Source organism: Streptomyces sp. NPDC051569, assembly GCF_044454085.1.
Classification (GTDB): domain Bacteria; phylum Actinomycetota; class Actinomycetes; order Streptomycetales; family Streptomycetaceae; genus Streptomyces.
Genome location: NZ_JBITDJ010000015.1, coordinates 49,890 through 73,129 on the forward strand (window position 1 = coordinate 49,890; position 23,240 = coordinate 73,129).

The 23,240-nt window shown below is 71.7% G+C and carries 21 protein-coding genes and 1 pseudogene; 11 read left to right on the forward strand and 11 right to left on the reverse strand.

What is annotated here, in order from left to right:
• Positions 1 to 58: 58 nt before the first annotated feature.
• Both ACIBAE_RS20930 and ACIBAE_RS20935 read right to left on the reverse strand, forming a co-directional pair.
• Positions 59 to 517, reverse strand: a complete 459-nt coding sequence (locus ACIBAE_RS20930; protein WP_399287551.1) for a nuclear transport factor 2 family protein — start codon at positions 515 to 517, stop codon at positions 59 to 61.
• A gap of 218 nt (positions 518 to 735) precedes the next feature.
• Positions 736 to 1,827, reverse strand: coding sequence for a glutamate--cysteine ligase (locus ACIBAE_RS20935; RefSeq protein WP_399287554.1), 1,092 nt, complete (start codon positions 1,825 to 1,827; stop codon positions 736 to 738).
• 271 nt (positions 1,828 to 2,098) lie between these two features.
• On the opposite strand from ACIBAE_RS20935, the pseudogene ACIBAE_RS20940 reads away from it, so the two are divergent.
• Positions 2,099 to 2,215, forward strand: a pseudogene (locus ACIBAE_RS20940) (LLM class F420-dependent oxidoreductase); the annotation flags it as partial.
• 36 nt (positions 2,216 to 2,251) lie between these two features.
• On the opposite strand, the gene ACIBAE_RS20945 reads toward ACIBAE_RS20940, so the two are convergent.
• A complete protein-coding gene (locus tag ACIBAE_RS20945) occupies positions 2,252 to 3,460 on the reverse strand; it encodes a cysteine desulfurase-like protein (RefSeq protein ID WP_399287556.1) in 1,209 nt (402 codons plus the stop codon).
• A 117-nt stretch (positions 3,461 to 3,577) separates the two neighbouring features.
• On the opposite strand from ACIBAE_RS20945, the gene ACIBAE_RS20950 reads away from it, so the two are divergent.
• Positions 3,578 to 4,774, forward strand: coding sequence for an esterase-like activity of phytase family protein (locus tag ACIBAE_RS20950; RefSeq protein ID WP_399287559.1), 1,197 nt, complete (start codon positions 3,578 to 3,580; stop codon positions 4,772 to 4,774).
• A gap of 140 nt (positions 4,775 to 4,914) precedes the next feature.
• On the opposite strand, the gene ACIBAE_RS20955 is transcribed toward ACIBAE_RS20950, so the two are convergent.
• The 5 genes from ACIBAE_RS20955 to ACIBAE_RS20975 all read right to left on the reverse strand — a co-directional run bounded on the left by ACIBAE_RS20955 (position 4,915) and on the right by ACIBAE_RS20975 (position 10,179).
• Positions 4,915 to 5,373, reverse strand: a complete 459-nt coding sequence (locus tag ACIBAE_RS20955; RefSeq protein WP_399287562.1) for a hypothetical protein — start codon at positions 5,371 to 5,373, stop codon at positions 4,915 to 4,917.
• Positions 5,374 to 5,525: 152 nt separating this feature from the next.
• The gene (locus tag ACIBAE_RS20960) at positions 5,526 to 6,380 is read right to left on the reverse strand and encodes a heavy metal-binding domain-containing protein (RefSeq protein ID WP_399287564.1); all 855 of its coding nucleotides are present in this window, start codon (positions 6,378 to 6,380) and stop codon (positions 5,526 to 5,528) included.
• 117 nt (positions 6,381 to 6,497) lie between these two features.
• Positions 6,498 to 7,511 carry a heavy metal-binding domain-containing protein gene (locus tag ACIBAE_RS20965; RefSeq protein WP_399287567.1) on the reverse strand — a complete coding sequence of 338 codons (1,014 nt, stop codon included), beginning with the start codon at positions 7,509 to 7,511 and terminating at the stop codon, positions 6,498 to 6,500.
• Positions 7,512 to 7,632: 121 nt separating this feature from the next.
• On the reverse strand, positions 7,633 to 9,432 hold the full coding sequence (locus ACIBAE_RS20970) for a hypothetical protein (protein WP_399287570.1): 1,800 nt from the start codon (positions 9,430 to 9,432) through the stop codon (positions 7,633 to 7,635).
• A gap of 339 nt (positions 9,433 to 9,771) precedes the next feature.
• On the reverse strand, positions 9,772 to 10,179 hold the full coding sequence (locus tag ACIBAE_RS20975; RefSeq protein WP_399287573.1) for a ribonuclease domain-containing protein: 408 nt from the start codon (positions 10,177 to 10,179) through the stop codon (positions 9,772 to 9,774).
• 193 nt (positions 10,180 to 10,372) lie between these two features.
• Between ACIBAE_RS20975 and ACIBAE_RS20980 the strand changes: the two genes are divergently transcribed.
• Positions 10,373 to 10,993, forward strand: coding sequence for a flavin reductase family protein (locus ACIBAE_RS20980; RefSeq protein WP_399287576.1), 621 nt, complete (start codon positions 10,373 to 10,375; stop codon positions 10,991 to 10,993).
• Between the two features lie 64 nt (positions 10,994 to 11,057).
• On the opposite strand, the gene ACIBAE_RS20985 is transcribed toward ACIBAE_RS20980, so the two are convergent.
• Positions 11,058 to 11,246, reverse strand: a complete 189-nt coding sequence (locus tag ACIBAE_RS20985; RefSeq protein WP_399287579.1) for a hypothetical protein — start codon at positions 11,244 to 11,246, stop codon at positions 11,058 to 11,060.
• Positions 11,247 to 11,392: 146 nt separating this feature from the next.
• Entirely contained in the window at positions 11,393 to 12,265 is an 873-nt protein-coding gene (locus ACIBAE_RS20990; protein ID WP_399287582.1) for an undecaprenyl-diphosphate phosphatase, read from the reverse strand.
• 397 nt (positions 12,266 to 12,662) lie between these two features.
• Between ACIBAE_RS20990 and ACIBAE_RS20995 the strand changes: the two genes are divergently transcribed.
• The 4 genes from ACIBAE_RS20995 to ACIBAE_RS21010 are packed head-to-tail and all read left to right on the forward strand — an operon-like array spanning position 12,663 to position 19,063.
• Positions 12,663 to 14,537: a methylmalonyl-CoA mutase family protein gene (locus tag ACIBAE_RS20995; RefSeq protein WP_399287585.1), complete on the forward strand. Its 1,875-nt coding sequence runs from the start codon at positions 12,663 to 12,665 to the stop codon at positions 14,535 to 14,537.
• On the forward strand, positions 14,537 to 16,864 hold the full coding sequence (scpA, locus tag ACIBAE_RS21000) for a methylmalonyl-CoA mutase (RefSeq protein WP_399287588.1): 2,328 nt from the start codon (positions 14,537 to 14,539) through the stop codon (positions 16,862 to 16,864). The genes ACIBAE_RS20995 and scpA overlap by 1 nt, the downstream gene beginning before the upstream one ends.
• Positions 16,865 to 16,868: 4 nt before the next feature.
• Positions 16,869 to 17,876: a methylmalonyl Co-A mutase-associated GTPase MeaB gene (gene meaB / locus ACIBAE_RS21005; RefSeq protein WP_399287591.1), complete on the forward strand. Its 1,008-nt coding sequence runs from the start codon at positions 16,869 to 16,871 to the stop codon at positions 17,874 to 17,876.
• Between the two features lie 56 nt (positions 17,877 to 17,932).
• Positions 17,933 to 19,063 (forward strand): enoyl-CoA hydratase/isomerase family protein, encoded by a 1,131-nt coding sequence (locus ACIBAE_RS21010; RefSeq protein ID WP_399287593.1) that lies wholly within the window; start codon positions 17,933 to 17,935, stop codon positions 19,061 to 19,063.
• A gap of 187 nt (positions 19,064 to 19,250) precedes the next feature.
• On the opposite strand, the gene ACIBAE_RS21015 is transcribed toward ACIBAE_RS21010, so the two are convergent.
• Complete coding sequence (locus ACIBAE_RS21015) at positions 19,251 to 19,955, reverse strand: TVP38/TMEM64 family protein (RefSeq protein ID WP_399287596.1); 705 nt, start codon at positions 19,953 to 19,955, stop codon at positions 19,251 to 19,253.
• Between the two features lie 51 nt (positions 19,956 to 20,006).
• Between ACIBAE_RS21015 and ACIBAE_RS21020 the strand changes: the two genes are divergently transcribed.
• From ACIBAE_RS21020 to ACIBAE_RS21035, 4 genes are all read left to right on the forward strand, one after another.
• On the forward strand, positions 20,007 to 20,720 hold the full coding sequence (locus ACIBAE_RS21020) for a DNA alkylation repair protein (protein ID WP_399287599.1): 714 nt from the start codon (positions 20,007 to 20,009) through the stop codon (positions 20,718 to 20,720).
• A 58-nt stretch (positions 20,721 to 20,778) separates the two neighbouring features.
• Complete coding sequence (locus tag ACIBAE_RS21025) at positions 20,779 to 20,955, forward strand: hypothetical protein (protein ID WP_399287601.1); 177 nt, start codon at positions 20,779 to 20,781, stop codon at positions 20,953 to 20,955.
• 88 nt (positions 20,956 to 21,043) lie between these two features.
• Positions 21,044 to 22,222 (forward strand): elongation factor Tu, encoded by a 1,179-nt coding sequence (tuf, locus tag ACIBAE_RS21030; RefSeq protein WP_399287604.1) that lies wholly within the window; start codon positions 21,044 to 21,046, stop codon positions 22,220 to 22,222.
• A 104-nt stretch (positions 22,223 to 22,326) separates the two neighbouring features.
• Complete coding sequence (locus ACIBAE_RS21035) at positions 22,327 to 23,172, forward strand: spermidine synthase (protein WP_399287607.1); 846 nt, start codon at positions 22,327 to 22,329, stop codon at positions 23,170 to 23,172.
• Positions 23,173 to 23,240: the final 68 nt, after the last annotated feature.

Here is a 23,240-nt window from a genome sequence, read left to right on the forward strand (position 1 = left end):
GTACGACCGTACGCGGGTCGCCCGTATGCGCTGACGCCCCCGTCGCTCGGCCCCGGCGTCAGCCGGTGGTCCCGGCGCCGGTGCTCCGCCGCCACTTCTCCTGGACGACGACGCCGCGCAGCTGCCAGCCGGCGTCGCCGCGCAGCAGATCGAACGTGCCCCGCCCGCCGCACACGAGATCGGCTCCCGACTCGCGCCGCAGCGGGCTGAGGTAGTCGGCCCGTACCTCGGCGTGGTCGCCCGGATAGCCACCGAGGTCCTGGATGCGCAACCGGCGGTTGACGATCAGGTGCTGACGGACGGTGAAGGGCCGCAGAGCGCCGGCCAGCCAGTCGGCCACCTCGGCGGCCGGCCCCTCGATGCCACCCGCCGCGGTGTAGTCGGCCCGGCCGTCCGGGGTGAACAGGGCCCGGAAGCCGGGCCAGTCGTCGTCGTCCACGGCCACCGCGTATCCGGTGATCACCTCATCGATGGCCAGACGGTCCATCACGGTCGCGAGATCCACACGCTGCGTCATCGCCTCAGTCTCCGGCAGCGCGGGCCCCAGGAGAAGAGCCCTGCGCGTCCCGGCCCCGGGGACGGGACGGCCGGCGGAACGGCGTGGTCCTGCCCGGCGGCCGGTAACCAGGACGGGACGGTCTTCCACGCCGGCTTCCCGGACGGTACGCCGAGCGCCTGGTCGGTGACCGGCCGCCGCCCCGCCGCCCCGCCGGGACCCGCCGGGACCCGCCGGGATCAGCCTGTCGTCAGGCGCGCGCACTCCGCCACCACGGCACGGAGACTTCCGCTCGCGCGCAGCAGTTCGCGCTGCACCCGTGCGCCGTTTCCGTGCCGCAGAAGCTCGGCGATGCCCTCCTGGACCGGTATCAGGTCGCCGCTGTCGTCCAGGGCGTCCCGTACATGATCGAAAAGCGCGTGTATGGCCGCCTCGGCGGGCACCGGACGCATGGTCACGGGATGGATCAGCTGCCTCTCCAGCCCCGACCGGGCCGCCGACCAGGCGGCCAGCCGCAGCAGCCCCACCCCCGGCCGGGCAGGGGGCTCGCCGGCCTGCCAGGCCCGGGCCGCGGTCTCCACCAGGGCACGCACGAGAGTCGCCAGGAGCACCGTGGTCGACGCGTTCAGGCACACATCCGCCACCCGGATCTCCACGGTCGGATAGTCGCGGGAGAGCCGGGCGTCGAAATAGACCATGCCCTCGTCGCGCAGGACGCCCGTGTCCACCATGGCCCGGACCTGATCGTGGTAGCGCTCGGCGGAGCCGAAGAGTCCCACCGGCCCGGCCGAGGGCCAGCGGCCCCACACCCGGCTGCGGTAGCTGCTGTATCCGCTGTCGTCGCCCTGCCAGAAGGGGGAGTTGGCGCTCAGCGCCAGAAGAACGGGAAGCCAGGGCCGGATCCGGTCGAGGACCGCCACCCCCTCCTCGTCCGACTCGACCGAGACATGGACGTGGCAGCCGCAGGTGAGCTGCTCCTGCGCGGTGAGCCCGAACTCCTGCTCCAGCCAGTGGTAGCGCTCGTCCGGGGTGATCGAGGGGCTGACCGGCAGCGGGGATGTCGCCAGCGCCGCGACCGCCGCACCCACCTCGCCGGCGTGGCGCGCGGCCTCGGCACGCCACCGCCTGATCTCCGCCGCCAGTTCGCCCATCCCGGTCTGCGGATGTGTCGCGAACTCCAGCTGCTCCTTCTGCAGTTCCTTCTCGAAGATCTCCTCGTGCCCCTGGCCGTGGCGCGAGGCGACAGCCAGCACCGCGGTGGAGAGCGCGCGGGGTTCGCTGGTCTCCAGGTCCACCAGGAGGAGCTCCTCCTCCACTCCGACACTGCGCACGAGGACAGCCTTTCCGTCGTTGTCACCCGGGGCCGCCGGTCCTCCGGCCGCTGTGACGGTGGTGTCCCCGCCCCGACCGGCGGCGGACACCACCGCTCCCGCTGCTCTGTCGTGTGCTCCCGGCCGGGCCTTTCATGTGCGGTACGGCCACGCTCCTGACGGCTGACCACGGAAACCTGCACTTCCTGTAACGAGGTGTCCGGCGGTTGGGTACGGCCGCGTGCCGCCGCCGGGCAGAGCCCCCGCCGGTGGTACGGATCCGCCGCGGATGTTCCATGGTGCGGGGGCCGACCACGTAGCCCTCCAGATCGTCACCGCCGACCGCGGTGTTCTCCCTCGCGCCGAATGGCGCCGGCTGGCGGAGATCCTGGACCTCGGCCAGAGGTAGGCGGTCCGCCGCCACCGTGTGCGGTCCGCCGCCCGGTCACCTCGCCAGCTCCTTGACGCCCGCCAGCAGGCGGTCGACATCCTCGGCGTTGTTGTACGGGGCGAGACCGGCCCGTACCGCGCCGTCCTCGCCGAGCCCGATCCAGCGGGCCGCCTCGATCGCGTAGAACGTGCCCGCGGGGGCGTTCACGTCCACCCGGGCCAGCCGCTCGTAAACCTCTCGGGGGGAGCGGCCGGCCAGGGTGAAGAGGGCTGTCGGGGTGCGCCGGGCGGCGGAGCCGTACAGCGTCACGCCGCTGATCGCGCCGAGTCCGTCGAGCAGCCGTGCGAAGAGCTCCTCCTCGTGCGCCTCGACCAGCCGCATCGACGCCAGCACGCGCGCCCGCCGATCGGCCGGGCCGGGGCCGGACGGGCTCAGACCCGCGATGAAGTCGACGGCCGCGGTGGTACCCGCCAGCAGTTCGTACGGCAGCGTGCCCAGTTCGAACCGCTCGGGGACGGCGTCGCTCGACGGCAGCAGCTTGTCGGGGTGCACCCGCTCCAGCAGCTCGGGCGCCCCGACCAGTACGCCATGGTGCGGTCCGAAGAACTTGTACGGCGAGCATGTGTAGAAGTCGGCTCCCAGCTCGTCCAGCGAGACGGGGGCGTGCGGTGTCAGATGGACTCCGTCGACATGCACCAGCGCCCCCACGGCGTGCGCCGCCTCGCTGATCGCCGCCACGTCAGGACGGGTGCCGAGCAGGTTGGACGCGCCGGTCACCGCCACCACACGGGTGCGCGGCGACAGCACCGCCGCGATGTCGTCCACACGGAGGGTGCCCGTGACCCGGTCGAAGCCCGCCGGCCGTACGGTCGCCCCCACGGCCCGGGCGGCGGCGGTCCAGGGCCGGATGTTCGCGTCGTGGTCCAGGCGGGTCACGACGATCTCGTCGCCCTCCGCCCACTGCTTCGAGAGCGCCCGCGCGAGGTCGTAGGCGGCCTGGGTCATCGACCGCGCGAAGACCACGCCCCCGGCCCGGCAGCCCAGCAGGTCCGCCACGGCGGACCGCGCCCCGGCCACCACGGCATCGGCGTGACGTTCGGCGGCGGTGACGGCGCCTCGGTTGGAGATCCCGCTGGTCAGGGTGGCGGCCACGGCCTGTGCCACCTGCCGCGGCACCTGGGATCCCCCGGGGCCGTCGAAGTGCGCCACGCCCTGGTCGAGAGCGGGAAAGGAACCGCGCAGCCGCGCGAGGTCGAGGTACATGGCCCCATCCTTCACGCCCGGTCCGGTACGTCAACAGCGCGGCCGATCATTCTCCGGTCGTGCTCGGGCTGTGTTCCGTTGGGGTGTCGGTCATGCGACATACCTACCGTGCGCGGCATGAAGAAGCTTTTGATCATGTTGAGCGCCGCGGCACTGACCGTCGGCCTTGCCACCCCCGCCATGGCCGACCGCGAGCACAAGGACTTCGGTCAGGCCACGCTGACCGGGTTCTCCTCCCTTCCGGCCGAGACGTTCGTGCCCGGCAGCGCGCCGTCCGGCTTCGCCATCGGAGCGGACGAAGCGACCAACGGCATCACGACGCCGTTCAAGGGCCAGCCGGTCCAGGGATTCAGTGGCGTCGTCAACCGGCACGACGGCAGCTACGACGTGCTGTCCGACAACGGTTACGGCAACAAGGCCAACAGCGCCGACTTCCTGCTCCGCATCCACCACATCAAGCCGGACACGCGGACCGGGAAGGTCAAGGTGCTGGGCGGATTCAACCTGAGCGACCCCTACCGCCATGTTCCGTTCGCGCTCACGCGCAGCGACCGGGTGCTGACCGGCGCCGATTTCGATGTCGAGTCCATCGTGCGGTCCTACGACGGCACTTACTGGATCGGTGACGAATTCGGCCCCTTCCTGCTGCACTTCTCGTCGTCCGGCCGCCTGCTCCAGGCCCCCATCGCCCTCAAGGACGTCAAGGCGCCGGAGAACCCTTACCTCAACGGCGGCCAGCCCAACCTCGGCAGCAGCAAGGGCTTCGAGGGCATGGCCCGCTCGGTCGACGGCCGTCACCTCTACCCGCTCCTCGAAGGAACGGTGGCCGGTGACCGGCCCGGCGACCTGCGCATGAACGACTTCGACCTGCTCAAGCAGCGGTACACGGGGAAGCACTGGACGTACCGCCTGGAGTCCACCTCGCACGCCATCGGCGACGCCATCGCCGTGGACAGCCACCGCTTCCTGGTCATCGAGCGCGACAACGAGATGGGCGACGCCGCCGCGTCCAAGCGCGTCTACCTCGCCGACACGCGCGACCGCGACGGTGACGGCGTCATGGACAAGACCCTGGTCGTCGACCTGCTGAACATCGCGAACCCGAAGGGTGTCGGCGGCTTCGGGAAGACCTTCCGCTTCCCGTTCGTCACGATCGAGGACGTGGTCCTGCTCGACGACCAGACGCTGGCCGTCATGAACGACAACAACTTCCCGTTCTCCTCCGGCCGTACGCCGGGCAAGGCGGACAACAACGAGTTCATCACCGTGCGGCTCGCGCAGCGCCTGAACGCCGACATCCGCGCGTTCATCTGATCCGTACGGCATCCGATCCGTACGGCATCCGATCCGTACGGCATCTGACCCCTACGGCATCTCATCCGTACGGCAATCGAGCCGCACAGCATCTGATCCGTACACCCGCTCGGCCGTAGCCGGAACGGCGCGCGGGCCGGTCAGTCGCCCAGGACGAGCTTCTCCAGGGCGGCCCGCGCCCGCGCGTCCGAGCGCGCCCGCAACGCCATCGCGGCCGCCAGCTTCCGCGTCCACTCGTCGAGCGGCACCGGCGTGCGCGACAGCACGACACCCCGCACCACCTTGGCGATCTCGCCGACCGTCCGCCCGTGCGTCAGGCTCAGGATCAGCCGCTGGTCGTCCAGCGAGATCTCGACCCGCTCCACCCGGCCGTCCCGTCCCGCGAGCCGGTCGCCCATGCTGCGCCTGCGCTCCAGCACCACGGAGCCGGGGGGCAGCGCCTCGGCCAGTGAACGGCTCAGCACCTGGGAGTACACCTCCAGATCGGCGGCGTCCCTGCGGAGCGCCGCCGCCAGGTCGTCGACCGCGCCGGTGCCGCCGTCCGCCGGCTCCAGCTCGCCGCCGGAGGACGGCTCGGGCCCGGGCTCACCGTCGCTCATCGGGCCTCCCCTCGTCGTCCATCGCGTCCTCCACCAGGCACCCGCCCGTCGAGGCAGCCATCCGTCCCGGGCGGCCCCGTCCAGGCATCTGTCCGTGCGAGCTGCCACCTGTGCGAGTTGCCACCCGTGTGAGCCGTCACTTGTCCAGGCTGTCACCCGTCCAGGCTGAGCACCATCGTCGGACGCTCGATCTCGTGGTCCGCGCGCAGCGGCCGAACCGCCGTGCCGATGGAGAAGAACTCCGTGGTGTGGCCGCCCCAGCGGTGGTTGTGGGCGTTCAGCTGGACGCCGACGACGCCCTCCGCCTCCAGTTCCTCCGCCTCGGCCTGCATACGGGCCATGGCCAGCTCCCGGGCGTCGTAGAGCGCCTGGGTGAACTTCTCGATCTCCACGTTCTTGCCGAAATTGGAGAAGGCGGCGCCCACCCGCTGATGCGCGATGTGGTAGACGCAGGTACCCATGACCATGCCGAGCGGCGCGTAGCCGGCCCGGATCAGCGTCCAGAAGTCCTGACCCGACAGGTCCGAGGTGAAGGGCTGGCCCTTGTTGTTGCGCCAGGCCGTTCCGCCGGGCGCCGGGTGGTCGGCCTTCACCGCCGTACCGATGGCGATGAACTCGGCGATGTCGTTGCCGAACTCCCGCGCCTCCACGCTCAGCCGGACGCCCACGATGCCGTCCGCGCCCAGCTGCGCCGCCTCGGCCTCCATACGGGTCATGGCCAGCTCGCGGGCGTGGTACATCGCCTGGCTGAGGGTCTCCAGCTCCTGGTTCTTGTTCCAGCGGCCGAGCTGGATGCCCACGTGGTAGATCGAACTCCCGAGCACCAGGCCGATGGGCCGGAATCCCACCTCCTTGACCAGCAGGAACTCGTTCACCGACAGGTCGCTCGTGAAGATCGAACCGGTCTTGCCGGGCTCCAGCCGCGCCAGCCGGCGCATGGCATCGGCCGGCACCCCCTGATCGCTCGGGCCGCCGTCGCCCACTTCGTCACCGCTGCTCCCGGACACCTGTCATCCTCACTGTCAGTACCGCACGGTCACTTCGATGCCGGAGCACGGGGCGCACCACGGGCGCGAACCACGGGCGCTGCCCCCGCGCACCCACCGCTCCGCTCCCACCGCACCTCACCCCTGCTCGCCCAGATCGCTCAGTTCCGCGGCGAGCCGCTCGCTCTCGGCCGGGTCCCCGTACGGGCTGGACTCCACCGCCGCGAGCCGCCGGCGCAGCCGTTCCCCGCGCCGGCCCAGCGGCATCACGGCGAGCGTCGGCGGGCGCCGCGCCCCGGCCTCGAAGCGCGCGATGGTCGTTCCCACCATGGTCGACTCGGCCACGTGGTCCTCCCCCTCGGCGCCGAAACGCGACGCCCGCATGCAGGCCTCCCGCCAGACCCGCAGATTCCCGTCGGCCAGGATGACTCCGTCACCACCTCGGCGAAGCCCCTGGAGTTCCAGCTGACGCCGGGCGTCGGCGCGTACGTCCCCGACCAGTTCGCTCCAGGCGCCGACCTCCGTGTTGTTCCAGGAGAGCGCCTGGGAGCGGGTGCCGAAGTCGTCGTGGCGGACGCCGATCGACATACCGACCAGCAACTCCACCGGAACCCAGCCGCCCGAGACCAGCTTGGCGAAGCCCTGGCCGTCCAGATGGCAGGTGAACGGATGCGGCGACCGTACGTCTCCGCGGGCGCGCACCGCCGTACCGATCACCTTGAACTCCAGGCAGTTCGGCTGCGACGGGAAGGGCGCCATGGTGAGCTCCGCCGCCACCACGCCGTCGCCGCCCAGCGCGGTGCACTCCGCGGCCAGCCGGTGCAGCGCGGTACGGCGCGCGTCGTCGAACACCTGCACAAGAGCGCCGGCGGGCGCCCCTTCCCCGGAGAGCGCGACCGGTCCAGGGGCCCCCGAGAGAGGGAAGCCCGCCCCGAGGTAGAGGCAGTCGTAGTAGCCCCAGTACTGGCCGGAGCGCCCCACGTGATAGACGGCCGATCCCATCGCCTGCCCGACCGGTTCGAAGCCGACCGAGCGGATCGCCGTGAACTCCCCGGTCGACAGCGCGGACGACCACGTGCCGCTGCGTCGCGCCTCGGCGATGCGTTGCTCCGCCGCCGGCGGCAGGCCGCCGCCGCTCCATGGCACCGACACCGGTCCCACCCCCCTGTCGCGAGGATCCGCCGAAAACCTGTCCCGTCGTCGCACCCTAAGGGCGTCTCCCCGCCAGGGCCCCTGACCACCACGCCACGGCGCGGCCGACGACCCGTTCGCGTCAACGCGGTGCCGCCCTCGACGGGGCTGACGGCCCGGCATGGGCCGGTGACGTGGCGCTCCTGACCGGGAAGAGGACCGTGGTGATGGTCATCGGCGTACCGGTGACCGCGATCAGGTGGAGACGGGCTCTGCCGCGCGGCAGGGCGCGGAAGCCGCCCGGCGGGGTCAGGACGTACGCGGCCGAGGCGTGCGGGCCGAGAGCGGCGGGGCCGGAGCTGATGGGCCACCAGTCGGAGGCGCCCTGGCCGGTACGGCTGGCGAAGTGCGGCGCGAGCGCCGTCCCCGTGGTGTTCACGGCATGGACGACCACCGACGTGATTCCCCGGCGGGGCTGGTCGGTGAACTCGGGGGCGACGCTCAACCGCAAGGGCGGCGGACTCGTGGCCGCCACCCCGACGCACAGGACGGCCGGCACGAGCAGCCCCGCGGCCAGCGCGGCCTTGGCTCCGGGGCCGCTCACCCGGGTGATACGCGGCTGCCACGCGGTCGCCAGCGCGGTTCCCGGCACGGTGGCGGCGGCCGCCAGCCACAGCGGCGTCATCAGCAGGAAGTACCCGTCCTGCGAACGGGTGGCGAGGTAGAAGGCGAGCCACGGCAGGACCGTCAGGGCGGGGCCGAGCCGCCGTACGAAGAGGGTCAGGGCGGCCAGCAGACCGAGCAGCAGCAGGAGGCTGGCATAGGAGTAGAAGTCCAGGCGGCCGCTGCCGTGGGTGAGGTAGTACGAGATGCCCATGACGCCCTGCCCGTGCAGGATCGCGCCCTGGGTCATCGGCAGGAAGGTACCGGTCAGCCAGGCGGGGAAGTCCTGTACGGCGAAGTACGCGTTGATCAGCGACCAGGTCAGGGCGGCGATGCCGGTGTAACGGGCGATCACGCCGAGAGCGGCCCGCCCGCCGAGCTCGCCGCGCCGGACGGCGTACACCCCGACCACCAGGAACGGCAGCAGGAACCAGCTCAGCTGCTGGGCGGCGCAGGCCGCGCCGAGGCAGCCGGCACGCAGTACCCCGTACCGTCCGAGCCGCCCGCCGGCGCCGGTGGCGGGCCAGCTGACCACGACCGGCACGAGGAGGGCGAAGGCGACGATGGCCGGATAGCCCGAACGGGCGTAGTTGGGCAGCATCCCGAAGCCGAGGCACACAGCGGTGGCCGCCGGCCGCCACGTCGCCGGGAGCAGCCGCCACAGCACGACCGTACCCACGATGAGGGCGCCCGTGGTCACCCCGGTGGCGGCGGCCCTGGAGTGCACGAGGGCGTAGACAGGGGCGGTGAGCAGAGCGGCCAGCGGCGGGTAGGCGTAGGTGTAGTCGCCGCCCCCGGACATGGTCTTGGTGACCCCGACACCCTCCCTGTCGAAGAGCCACGGCCAGGGCCGCTCGTAGATGGGGTGGCCGCGCAGGATCTCGCTCGCGGCCTGCGTGGTCAGCACCCCCTCGTCGGTGCCGATGTGCTGCATCCAGTGACGGCAGATGACGAGCGTGATCGCCAGGACCAGTACGGCCAGGTCCACCCGGCCCAGAGCCTTGCGGCCGCGTACGGACAGGGCCAGCACGCCGCAGATCAGAATGCCCGCGTAGCAGACGGAGATGACCGCCGCGAGAGGCAGCGCCGCCTCTTCCACCGCCCGTGTCCAGGCGCCACGGGTACCGATGAACAGGCTGATGGCCGCGAGCAGTGTCATCCCCCGGTGCCACTGCGGGGGGACGTTGTCCCGTGGCCGGTCCTGCCCTGTCAGGCGGACCGGGACCACCCGATGGCGCGTCGCGGCGCCCCCGGCATGGGCGGGCAGGGTGTCGTCCATGACGGCGCTTCCTTCTCGGTGCGAGCCAGCCGGAAAGTGAGCGTCGCCGGCGGGAGCTTCCCGCGCGGCAAGGCCAAGGCCCATGAGAAGCGACGCGGGCCGGGACCGCATCCTGGTCGTCGTCCGGGGCACCACGAAACCGGCGGCGACGACGTGGCTGTGCGTCAGCTGTGACGGCCACGTCGGACCGGTCCGGGGCGCCAGGCCGCCGCCGCCACGTCGCCGCCAGGTCGCCCGCGCGGAACGCCCGGCCGGGAAGGCCCGGCCGGGCGCTTGGGTCGACCGGCCGCCGTCACGGACAACCGCTACGGGTCGACGGCACGGCCATGGGGTCGCCTGTCAGGAGCAGCCCGAGGCGATCTGGCGGAAGTTGGCGTAGTGGTCTCCCGTGTACCAGACGGTGTGCGTGTCGGGGTCACGGACGAGGCGTTCGGCGTCGCGGTGCTGTCCGGGCCGGCGGGGGTTGACGTCGTACTCGCGGTAGTGGCCGTCCAGGGGCAGGTCCAGACTGCGATTGCCGTAGCGGTTGCTGCCACGGATGACGTACGGCGTGTCCGCCACGGAGTAGTCGGTAGGCCGGTTGGCCGCCGGCCAGGACAGCGTTTTCCAGATGCCGCACGCCTCCTTCACCTGACCCGGGAACTCTTCGACGGGCAGTGCGGGCTCGATGACATCGGCCGCCCGCACCGCCTGGTGAGACGGGAGGACCGGGGATGTCACGGCGGTGGCCGAGGGTGCGGTCGGCACGACGGCCGCGGTGAGGAACAATGCGGCGGCGACTGTACGCCGCCAGGGGGATGGAGTCATTCCCCATCAACGGGGAGCGCGGCTCACGGGACACGTGCGGTCACCCGTACGCGGACCTGGTCGCGGAAGCTCAACGCGCTCCGCCCCCATCCGGGGACAGGGTGCGCGAGCGGCTGCGTGGATACTGAGCCGTATGCGTATCGACTTCGATCCCGACCAGTGTGACCGCGGCACCTTCTACCGGCTGCTGACCGCGACAGTGGTGCCCAGGCCGATCGCCTGGGTGTCGACGACCTCCGCCGGGGGCGTCGACAACCTCGCCCCGCACTCCTTCTTCACGATCTCGTGCGTGGCGCCGCCGGTGGTGCAGTTCACGTCGGTGGGGCGCAAGGACTCGCTGCGCAATATCGAGGAGACCGGCGCGTTCGTGGTGAATCTCGCGCCCGAGCCGCTCTTCGAGGCGATCAATGCCACGGCGACGGATTTCCCGCCCGGTGTCAGTGAGTTCGATGCCGTGGGCGTCGTCCGCGAGGCGAGTCTGCGGGTCAAGCCGCCGCGCGTCGCCGCTTCTCCGGTGGCGCTGGAGTGCGAGTTGCACAGCACTCTGCTGCTGGGTGACTCCACCGTGGTGTTCGGGCGGGTCGTGCACGCGGCGGTCGACGAGGCGGTCATGGACGACGGTCACCCCGAGGTGACCGGGCTGCGCCCGCTGTCGCGGCTGGGGAAGAACGAGTGGGGCACGGTCGGCGGGCTGCGCGAGATCGCCCGGATTCCGTACGAGCGGTGGCAGGGCGCCGACGGCGACGGCCGATAGAGGCGCGGGCCCCGGGGAGAGGCGGCGGAGGCCGCCGAGCGTGGCCGGGTGACCGGTCGGACGCTCAGGCGGCCTTGTCGGCCTTGTCGGCCTTGGTGTCGAGGGCCGCGGCCCACTCCAGCAGCAGGTTCTCGTACGCCTCGGCGGGCCAGCTTCCGTCCGTCGTGTCGGCGGCGTCGACGAGCGCGCGGATCCGGTCGTTGGCCGCGATGGCGTCGAGAGCCACGCAAGCGGATGCGGAAGAGGAGGACATACGACAACCCTATGGGTACGGAAGGGGGGCGCAGGACCGATCGGGGAGCGTCCTTGCTCACACTCGCGCGCTCCGGCGGCGCCTCGCGCCCGCCCGTACGCCCCCTGTATGCCCCCCGTATGAAAGGCGTACAGAGGGCGAAGCGGTCAGCCGGCCGACTCGCCGGCGTGCGGGCTCAGGGTGTCCGTGCCGACCAGGAAGAGCAGCGCGATCCCGAGCAGGATCCGGTAGATCACGAACGGCATGAAGCTCTTGGTAGTAATAAATTTCATAAACCACGCGATAACGACATATCCGACACCGAACGCGACGAGCGTGGCGAGGCCGGTCGGTCCCCATGCCACATGTCCGTCGCCCGCGTCCTTCAGCTCGAAGACGCCCGAGGCCAGGACCGCCGGGATCGCGAGCAGGAACGAATAGCGTGCCGCGGCCTCGCGGTTGTACCCCATCAGCAGACCACCGCTGATGGTGGCGCCCGAACGGGAAACGCCGGGCACCAGCGCCAGGGCCTGGCAGAAGCCGAAGATCAGACCGTCCTTGACGCTCAGGTCCTTGAGCGACTTGCGCTCCCTGACGGCACGGTGCTTGGCGCCGGTCTCGTCACGGGCCGCGAGGCGGTCGGCGACACCGAGGACGACGCCCATCACGATCAGCATGACGGCGGTCAGGCGGAGATCACGGAACGGACCCTCGATCTGGTCCTTGAGCGTGACGCCGAGGACACCGATCGGGATCGAGCCGACGATGACCAGCCAGCCCATCTGCGCGTCGTGGTCACCGCGCATCGCCTTGTTCGTCAGTGACCGGAACCACGCGGAGATGATCCTGGCGATGTCCTTGCGGAAGTAGATCAGGACAGCCGCCTCCGTCCCGATCTGCGTGATCGCGGTGAACGCCGCGCCCGGGTCGTGCCAGCCGGCGAACGCGGCGGTCAGCCGCAGGTGCGCGCTGGACGAGATGGGCAGGAACTCGGTCAGCCCCTGGACGAGCCCGAGGATGAAAGATTCGAACCAAGACATGGGGTGCTACGCCATCCAAGAAATGATCATGCACCGGCCGGCGGAGCCGGGGCGCAGGGGCGGGCTGAGGGGTGACAGGCGGTGCGCGTGCCGATCATATGGATGGGTACGTGGTCCTCGTCACGCGGACTCTTCACCGACATGGCGCCGTTGAGGCGCCTCACATGTCAGGCGATCCCGTCCAGGGGAACAGCAGGGGCGATCACGTGCCGGTGCACGGCAGCGTAACGTCTGCTGATGACGGGCCGACGGGAGCCCCTGCCGTCACCCGCTCGCCTCCGCGTCCCGTAGCGCACCGGGCGCCGGTAAAGCCCCAAACCCGGGCCGAAACGGAGAGAGCAACGTCACATGAATGAGCTCTGCTGCTCGTTCCTTACGCTGTCCTAACATCTGGATCATGACGGTCCTGCCTGACGACAGGCTCTCCCTGGCCGCCGAGTTCCCCGATCCGACCCGCGAGCAGTGGCAGGGCCTGGTAGAAGGCGTGCTACGCAAGACGGGGCGAGACGTTTCGGGACCGGCGGCCGAAGACGCGCTCTCCACGATGCTCCAGGACGGACTCTCCACCCGTCCCCTGTACACCGCAGAAGACGCCCCGGGCGACGCCGGCTACCCGGGCTTCGCGCCGTTCACCCGGGGTGGCAGGCCGGAGGGTGGTGCCGTCTCCGGTTGGGACGTCCGCCAGCGGCACACGCGCGCCGATCCCGCGCGGACCAACGAGGCCGTGCTCTCCGACCTGGAGAACGGGGTCACGTCCCTGTGGCTGGCGGTCGGCGCCGGCGGAGTGCCGGTGTCCGCACTGGCCACGGCACTTGACGGGGTCTACCTCGATCTGGCGCCGATCGCGCTCGACGCCGGGGAGGAATTTGCCTCCGCCGCGCGGGAGTTGCTGAAGCTGTACGACGAGCGCGGGGTGAAGCGGGAAGACGCCCGGGGCACCCTCGGCGCCGATCCGGTCGGTCAACTCGCGCGCACCGGGCGGGAGACGGCCGACCACACCGCGGAGGCCGCGGAGCTCGCCGCGCTCTGCCACCGTGAGTACCCGAACCTGCGCGCCATCGCCGTGGACGCGCTGCCGTACCACGAGGCCGGCGCCTCCGACGCGCAGGAGCTGGGCTGTTCGCTCGCCACCGGCGTCGGCTGGCTTCGCGACCTCACGGCGGCCGGACTCTCCGTCGAGGCGGCCTGCGCGCAGCTCGAATTCCGGTACGCGGCCACCGCCGACCAGTTCCTGACCATCGCCAAACTCCGTGCCGCCCGGCGCCTGTGGGCCCGCGTCGCGCAGGCATGCGGCGCCGACGACGCCGGGGCGCAACGTCAGCACGCCGTGACCTCCCCGGTCATGATGACCCGCCGCGACCCGTGGGTGAACATGCTGCGCACCACGGTCGCCTCGCTGGCGGCCGGACTGGGCGGCGCCGACGCCGTGACCGTACTGCCCTTCGACCACGCACTCGGCCTGCCCGACGCCTTCGCCCGCCGGGTCGCCCGCAACACCTCCACGATCCTGCTGGAGGAGTCCCACCTCGGACGGGTCATCGACCCGGCGGGAGGCTCCTGGTACGTGGAGCGGCTCACCGACGACCTCGCCCGCGCCGCATGGGCGTGGTTCCAGGAGATCGAACGCGCCGGCGGCCAGCGTGCCGCACTGCGCGACGGGCTGATCGGTGAGCGGCTCGCCACCACCTGGGAGACGCGTTCGGGACGGCTGGCCAGGCGGCGCGAACCCGTCACCGGCGTCAGCGAGTTCCCGCAGCTCTCCCAGCCCCCGGTCGAGCGCGACCCGGCGCCCGCCGCCCCGGCCGGCGGGCTGCCCGTCGTCCGCCGCGACGAGGCGTACGAGGCGCTGCGGACCCGCTCCGACGCGCATCTCGCCGCCACCGGCACGCGCCCCCGGGTCTTCCTGGCGGCCCTGGGCCCGGCCGCCGCGCACACCGCGCGGGCCACCTTCGCCGCCAGCCTCTTCCAGGCCGGCGGGATCGAACCGGTCCACGACCCGGTGTCGGTCGACGCGGCCGCCGCCGCCGAGGCCTTCACCCGCAGCGGGGCGACCGTCGCGTGTCTGTGCTCCAGCGACGCGCTCTACGCGGAACAGGCCGCGCCCGTCGCCGAGGCACTCACGTCCGCGGGCGCCCGGTGGGTGTTCCTGGCCGGCCGTCCCGGCGATCTGCGTGACACATATCTAGCGGCCGGAGTCGACGAGTTCGTCGCCGCGGGCGGCGACGCGATCGCCGTCCTCACCTCCGTCCTCGACCGGATGGGAGTGGCGTGATGCGGATCCCGGACTTCTCCGAGATCGACCTCGAACCCGGCGCCGGCGCCGACACGGCCGGGGTCACCGAGGACCAGTGGCGTACGGCCGTCAAGGAGCACACCGGCAAGGCCGACAGCGAGCTCGTCTGGGACACCCCGGAGGGCATCGCCGTCAAACCCCTGTACACCGCTCAGGACACCGCGGACCTCGACTTCCTGGGCACCTACCCGGGCATCGCACCGTATCTGCGCGGACCGTACCCGACGATGTACGTCAACCAGCCCTGGACCATCCGGCAGTACGCGGGGTTCTCCACCGCCGAGGAGTCCAACGCCTTCTACCGGCGCAACCTCGCCGCCGGGCAGAAGGGCCTCTCGGTCGCCTTCGACCTGCCGACCCACCGCGGTTACGACAGCGACCACCCCAGGGTGACGGGCGATGTCGGCATGGCGGGCGTGGCCATCGACTCGATCTACGACATGCGCCAGCTGTTCGACGGCATCCCGCTCGACAGGATGAGCGTCTCGATGACGATGAACGGCGCCGTGCTCCCCGTACTCGCGCTGTACATCGTGGCCGCCGAGGAGCAGGGCGTACCGCCCGAGAAGCTGGCGGGGACCATCCAGAACGACATCCTCAAAGAGTTCATGGTCCGCAACACCTACATCTATCCGCCGAAACCCTCGATGCGGATCATCTCCGACATCTTCTCGTACACCTCGCGGAAGATGCCGCGCTACAACTCCATCTCCATCTCCGGCTATCACATCCAGGAAGCGGGCGCGACGGCCGACCTGGAGCTGGCCTACACGCTGGCGGACGGTGTCGAGTACCTGCGCGCGGGGCTCGGGGCCGGACTCGACGTGGACGCGTTCGCGCCCCGCCTCTCCTTCTTCTGGGGCATCGGCATGAACTTCTTCATGGAGATCGCCAAGCTGCGGGCGGCCCGGCTGCTGTGGGCCAGGCTGGTCAAGAAGTTCGACCCGCAGAACGCCAAGTCGCTCTCGCTGCGCACCCATTCGCAGACCTCCGGCTGGTCGCTCACCGCGCAGGACGTCTTCAACAACGTCACCCGCACCTGCGTGGAGGCGATGGCCGCGACCCAGGGCCACACCCAGTCGCTGCACACCAACGCGCTGGACGAGGCCCTCGCCCTGCCCACCGACTTCTCCGCGCGGATCGCCCGCAACACCCAGCTGCTGCTCCAGCAGGAGTCGGGTACCTGCCGGGTGACCGACCCGTGGGGCGGCAGCGCGTACGTCGAGAAGCTGACCTACGACCTCGCCCGGCGCGCCTGGAAGCACATCGAGGAGGTCGAGGCGGCCGGTGGAATGGCGCAGGCCATCGACGCCGGTATCCCCAAGCTGCGGGTGGAGGAAGCAGCCGCCCGTACCCAGGCGCGGATCGACTCGGGACGCCAGCCCGTCATCGGCGTCAACAAGTACCAGGTGGAGACCGACGAGCGGATCGAGGTGCTCAAGGTCGACAACTCCTCCGTACGCACCCTGCAGATCGAGAAGCTGCGGCGGCTGCGCGCCGAGCGCGACGAGAACGCCTGCCAGGACGCCCTGCGCGCCCTCACGCGGGCCGCCGAGGCGCCCTCCGCGCCCGGACTCGACGGCAACCTGCTCGCTCTCGCGGTGAACGCGGCCCGCGCGATGGCGACCGTCGGGGAGATCTCCGATGCCCTGGAGAAGGTGTACGGGCGCCACTCCGGCCAGATCCGTACCATCTCCGGTGTGTACCGGAATGAGGCAGGCACCTCCCCGGCCGTGGAGCGCACCCGCGCGGCGGTCGAGGCGTTCGAGCTGGCCGAGGGGCGTCGCCCGCGCATCCTGGTCGCCAAGATGGGCCAGGACGGTCACGACCGCGGCCAGAAGGTGATCGCCACGGCCTTCGCCGACCTGGGCTTCGACGTCGACGTCGGCCCCCTGTTCCAGACGCCCGCCGAGGTGGCCCGGCAGGCGGTCGAGGCGGATGTGCACATCGTCGGCGTCTCCTCACTGGCCGCCGGGCACCTCACGCTCGTACCGGCGCTGCGCGAGCAGCTCGCGGCGGAGGGCCGGGAGGACGTCATGATCGTGGTCGGCGGGGTGATTCCGCCGCACGACATCGAGGAACTGCACCGCGCGGGCGCGGCGGCCGTCTTCCCGCCCGGCACGGTGATCCCGGACGCGGCGCTCGGTCTGCTGTCGTCGCTGGCCGCCGCGCTGGGCCACGAGGGCACCGACAGCGACAGCGACAGTGACCCTGACAGCGACTCCGACTCCGACTCCGATGCCGCCGGGCCCGCCGACGCGGGGGCCCGGGACGACACGACCGCCGCCGCCGGCCACGAGCGGTGAGCCCGTGCCGCCACGGATCGACATCGACAGGTACGCGAAGGGCGTCCTGGACGGCTCCCGTTCGTACATCGCGCGGGCCATCACCCTCGTGGAGTCCACCAGGCCCGACCACCGCCGACTCGCCCAGCAGCTGCTGACCGAGCTGCTGCCGCACTCCGGAAAAGCACGCCGGATCGGCATCAGCGGAGTGCCGGGTGTCGGCAAATCCACCTTCATCGACGCGCTGGGGACGCTGCTCACCGGCCTCGGCCACCGGGTCGCGGTGCTCGCCGTCGACCCGTCCTCCAGCAGGACCGGCGGCTCCATCCTGGGTGACAAGACCCGGATGGAGCGGCTGGCCGTGGACCCGGCGGCGTTCGTCCGCCCGTCGCCCACGGCGGGCACGCTGGGCGGCGTCGCCAAGGCGACCCGGGAGAGCATCATCGTGGTCGAGGCCGCCGGTTACGACGTGGTGCTCGTCGAGACCGTCGGTGTCGGCCAGTCGGAGACCACCGTCGCCAACATGGTCGACTCCTTCCTGCTGCTCAGCCTGGCCCGCACCGGGGACCAGCTCCAGGGCATCAAGAAGGGCGTCCTGGAACTCGCCGACGTCATTGCCGTCAACAAGGCCGACGGTCCGCACGAGCGCGACGCACGCTCCGCCGCCCGTGAACTCGCGGGCGCGCTGCGGCTGATGCACCCCGTCGACGCCGCCTGGACACCTCCGGTGCTCAGTTGCAGCGCCCGCGACGGCACCGGTCTCGACACCCTGTGGGAGCGGCTGGAACAGCACCGCGCGGTCCTCGGCGCGGACGGCCGCCTGGCGCGCAAGCGCAGCGACCAGCAGGTGGACTGGACCTGGTCGATGGTCCGCGACCACCTCCTGGACCGGCTGCGTGAGCACCCCGGCGTGCGGGGCCTCGCGCCCGCGCTCGAAGAACGCGTCCGGGAAGGGACGCTGACGGCGACCCTGGCCGCCGACCGGATCATCGAGGCGCTCGCCGCCCCGGCCCCCGGGCCCGCGAACGTGTGAGCCTCCGGGCGCCGCGAGCGCCCGGAGGCACCGAGCGACCCGAGGAAGGGAACCACATGGCCCACGACGAACCGGTGCTGCTCCACCGGGCCGGCCGCACGGCTCACATCACCCTCAACCGCCCCCGCGCCCTCAACGCCCTCACCCACCCCATGGTCCGTACGGTCGACGAGGCGCTGGCGCGGTGGGAGCGCGACGCGACCGTCGCCGCCGTGGTCATCTCCGGCGCCGGCGAACGCGGGCTGTGCGCGGGCGGTGACATCCGCGCCATCCACGAGGACGCGCGCACCGGGGGCGGCGCCTCGGCCGCCTTCTGGCGCGACGAATACCGCCTCAACGCCCGGATCGCCCGCTACTCCAAGCCGTACGTGGCGCTGATGGACGGCATCGTGATGGGCGGCGGCGTCGGCGTCTCGGCGCACGGCGGCGTACGGATCGTCACGGAGCGGTCGGCCGTCGCCATGCCCGAGACCGGGATCGGCCTGGTCCCCGACGTCGGCGGGACCTATCTGCTGTCCCGCGCGCCAGGTGAGCTGGGCACCCATCTCGCCCTCACCGGACGCGCGGTGGGCGCGGCGGACGCGCTGCTCTGCGGGCTCGCCGACCACTTCGTCCCCTCGGACCGGCTGCCCGGGCTGACCGACGCGCTCGCCGGTACGGATGTGCTCGCCGGTACGGACGTGCGCTCAGCTACGGGTGCCCGCGCCGGCGCGGACGTAGAGGAAGCGGTACGACGCCACGCGACACACGCACCGGACGGGCGGCTCGGCGCGGACCGCGCCTGGATCGACACGTGCTACGCGGCCGACTCGGTGGAGGAGATCGTCGGACGGCTGCTCGGCCACGGCGCGCCTGCGGCGAAGGAGACCGCCGAAACGATCCTGACCCGGTCACCCACCGCCCTCAAGGCGACGCTCGCCTCGCTGCGCCGGGCCCGCGAACTGTCCACGCTGGAGCAGGTCCTCGACCAGGAGTACCGCGCCTCCTGCGCCGCGCTCGCCACGCCCGACCTGCTGGAGGGCATCCGCGCCCAGGTCATCGACAAGGACCGGTCACCGGCATGGTCGCCGAAGGAACTGGCACAGGTCACGGACGCCGACGTGGCGCGGTTCTTCGTCCCGGCACCCGGCGGCGATCTCGGACTGGGTGACGGGGGCCTCCGCGGGGAGTTCCCGGAGAGGCCTTAGGGCCTGTTGCGAAAGTTCCGCCTGGCTCGCGACGCCTGGCTCGCGACGCCTGGCTCGCACACTCGCCGCGTTGTCGGAGTCGTCCGAGTACGTCCAGTACGAGGACGATTCTCCGCCTTGCGATGGCACGCACCAGCCGCCGTGAGCCCCGCCCTTCGGGCGGACGGCGCTACTTTCGCAACACCCCCTAGCCTCCGCCGATGCGGTGACGCTTGCGCCAGGCGAGGACCGCCGCTCCCACACCCGTCACCACGATGAAGCCCGTCGAGATCAGGAACATCGGCGAGGTCGGGGACGACGCCCTGCTGCCCGCGACGACGTACGCCGTCGTGTTGGGAATCGAGCCGATTCCCGTCGCCACCAGGAACGGGACCCATCCCATCCGGGAGACGGCCGCGCAGTAGTTGGCCGCGGCGAACGGCACCCCCGGGAAGAGCCGTACCGCCAGCATCGAGCGGAAGCCGTGCCGGCTCAACTGGCCGTCTGCCGCCTTCAGCCAGCGCCCCCGCAGCAGCGGACGCAGCGCCTCCTGCCCGAGAAGACGGCCGAGTCCGAAGGAGATCCCCGCGGCCAGCACCGTACCCGCGACCGCGGCGACCGTCCCGGAGAGTGAGCCGAGGAGCGCGCCCGCGGCGAGATTGAGCAGCGGCCGCGGCACGAACGCCACGGAACACAGCCCGTACGCGACGGCGAACAGCACCACGGCGGCGGAACCCTCGACCTGCTGCGGCCAGCCGTCCGCCAGCAGCCTCTGTGGTTCGAACAACAGCACGGCCGCCCCGGCGGCTCCCAGCAGGGCCACCAGCAGCGCGAGCCGCGACCAGGGCGACAGCAGGGCCCTGGAGCAGCGGACAGCGAGGCCCGGGGAAGGCCGGGTGACGGTGTCGAGCATCCGGGGAAGAGTAACCGACGGGCACGGATGATCGTCCGTAGTGTGACGCGTATGACCTCCGCGACGCCGATGCCCGATGTGCCGGTCAGCGCTCTCGCCGACACCGTCATGGCACGGCTCACCACCATGTATCCGACGGCGGCGGATCCGCTGCGCGCCGAGCACTCCACCGCGTACCTCAAAGGGGTCGCCCCGTTCCTCGGCATCGCCGCCCCGCAGCGCCGCGCCCTGTCCCGTACGGTCCTGGAGAACACCCCGCGCCCCGGCGAAGCGGACTGCGCCGCGATCGCCCTGCGCTGCTGGGAACTGCCCGAGCGCGAATACGCGTACTTCGCCATCGACTATCTCCGCCGGTACAGCGGCCGCTGCTCGTCGGACTTCCTCCCCGTCGCACGTCATCTTGTGATCACCCGCCCCTGGTGGGACACGGTCGACCTGCTGGCCGCGCGCGTCGTCGGAGCCCTGGTGGCCGCCGACCCCGCGCTGACCGCCGACATGGACCGGTGGATCGACGACGAGAACCTGTGGATCGCCCGGACCGCCCTGCTGCACCAGCTCCGTTTCCAGGAGGCCACCGACACCGGGCGGCTCTTCGGCTACTGCCTGCGCCGCGCCGACCATCCCGACTTCTTCATCCGCAAGGCGATCGGCTGGTGTCTGCGGGAGTACGCCAAGACCGATCCGGACGCGGTAAGGACATTCGTCGAGGGTGCCAGGGACCGACTGTCCCCCCTCTCCGTCCGCGAGGCTCTCAAGAACCTCTGAGAACCGCAGCCCTGAAAACCATTCGACGCGGCGGCGGCCGTGGGCGAGTATCAGCGACATGTCCTGGTACGCCTTCCTCGCAGCGCCGTCCGCAGTCGCGGACGCGCCGAAGGCTGCCGCGTTCACTCCGGCCGCACTCGCCCCGGCCGCAATCACTCCGGCCGCACTCGCCTCGGCCGCAGTCGCCCCGGCCGCACACGCGGCGGCGGCGCACCTCGGCGGCGCCCGAAGCTGACCCTTCCCGGATCGTCCGGCGGACCCCACAGGGGGAGGGTCGGCAAGGCCCGGGGGTCCCTCTCACGCTTCGAGTCCGGTAGGGAATCATGCCCAAGACGGCATACGTGCGCACCAAGCCGCACCTCAACATCGGCACCATGGGCCACGTCGACCACGGCAAGACCACGCTGACCGCCGCCATCACCAAGGTCCTCAGCGACCGGGGGACCGGCACGTTCGTCCCCTTCGACCGTATCGACCGGGCTCCTGAGGAGGCCGCCCGTGGCATCACCATCAACATCGCGCACGTCGAGTACGAGACCGACACCCGGCACTACGCGCACGTGGACATGCCCGGTCACGCCGACTACGTCAAGAACATGGTGGCCGGAGCCGCCCAGCTCGACGGGGCGATCCTGGTCGTTTCCGCGCTCGACGGGATCATGCCGCAGACCGCCGAGCACGTCCTGCTGGCCCGTCAGGTCGGCGTCAACCACATCGTCGTCGCCCTCAACAAGGCCGACGCGGGCGACGACGAGCTGACCGATCTGGTCGAGCTGGAGGTCCGCGAACTCCTCACCCAGCACGGTTACGGCGGTGACGCGGCGCCCGTCCTGCGGGTCTCGGGCCTGCGGGCGCTGGAGGGCGACCCGCGCTGGACGGCGTCCGTGGAGGCGCTGCTCGACGCCGTCGACACGTACGTACCGATGCCCATCAGGTACGCGGACGCGCCGTTCCTTCTCCCGGTGGAGAACGTCCTCACCATCACCGGTCGCGGCACGGTCGTCACCGGGGCCGTCGAGCGCGGCACCGTGCGCGTCGGCGACCAGGTGGAGGTGCTCGGCGCCGCGACGGGTCCGAAGATGAGCACGGTCACCGGTCTGGAGACCTTCGGCAAGCCGATGGAATCCGCCGAGGCCGGGGACAACGTCGCGCTGCTGCTGCGCGGCATGCCGCGCGACGCGGTCCGGCGCGGCCAGGTGGTGGCGGCGCCCGCCAGCGTCGTCCCGAGCCGGCGCTTCACCGCGCGGGTCTACCTGCTCTCCGCCCGTGAGGGCGGCCGCGGGACACCGGTGGGCAGCGGCTACCGGCCGCAGTTCCACATCCGTACGGCCGACGTGGTCGGCGACATCGACCTCGGCGAAGCGGCCGTCGCCCGGCCCGGGGAGACGGTCACCATGACCGTGGAGCTGGGACGCGACGTACCGCTGGAGCCGGGACTCGGCTTCGCGATCCGTGAGGGCGGCCGCACCGTCGGTGCCGGTACGGTCACGTCGCTGCTCTGACCAGGGGCCCCGCGTCCGTCTCCCGACCGGGGGAGCGGGCGCGGGGCCGGGCACGGCCCGCCCGGGGGGCCCGGAGCCGGTGGCGCACGGTGGACAATGGCCGGGTGAACGAAGCGATCCCCGTCATCCGTGCCGTGGACCACGGCACCGCCAAGCTGCTGCCCGACGTGGACCGGGAGAGAGCCTGGCTGCTGACGGTCGACGGTGCGCCCCAGTCGTACGTCGATCTGGACGAGCCCACGCATCTGGAGTTCGAATACGTGCGGCGCCTCGCCCATGTCGTCGACCGCGCCGCCGGTGAAGGCGATCCGCTCACCGTGCTCCACCTCGGCGGCGGTGCCTGCACCCTGCCCCGCTACGTGGCCGCGACCCGGCCCGGATCGCGGCAGCGGGTGGTGGAGGCCGACGCCGGGCTGCTGGCGCTGGTCGCCGAGCGGCTGCCGATACCGGACGGCAGCGGGATCACCCTGCACGGCGCGGATGCCCGCCGCTGGCTCGAAGCCGCCCCGGCCCGCTCCGCCGACGTGCTGATCGCCGATGTCTTCGGCGGCTCGCGGATCCCCGCCCACATCACCTCCGTCGAATACGCGCGGGAGGCCGAGCGGGTCCTGCGTACCGACGGGGTCTACGCCGCCAACCTGGCCGACGGGGCGCCCTTCGACTTCCTCCGCTCCCAACTGGCCACCTTCGCGGCCGTCTTCGAGGAACTGGCACTCATCGCGGAGCCCGCCATGCTGCGAGGCCGCCGTTTCGGCAACGCCGTACTGGTCGCCTCGCACACCGCGATCGACACGGCGGCCCTGGCCCGCCGCGCCGCGTCCGACGCCTTTCCCGCCCGGGTCGAGCACGGCCCGTCGCTGCGCCGGCTCATCGGGGACGCGGTGCCGGTACGGGACGCGGGCGCGGTTCCCTCACCCAGGCCGCCCGACGGAGCGTTCAGCATCGGCTGACGCACACGGGCACCCGCCCGGTCTCCGGACGGTCGCGGCCTCCAGGGGATGGCCACATTCATCTACTC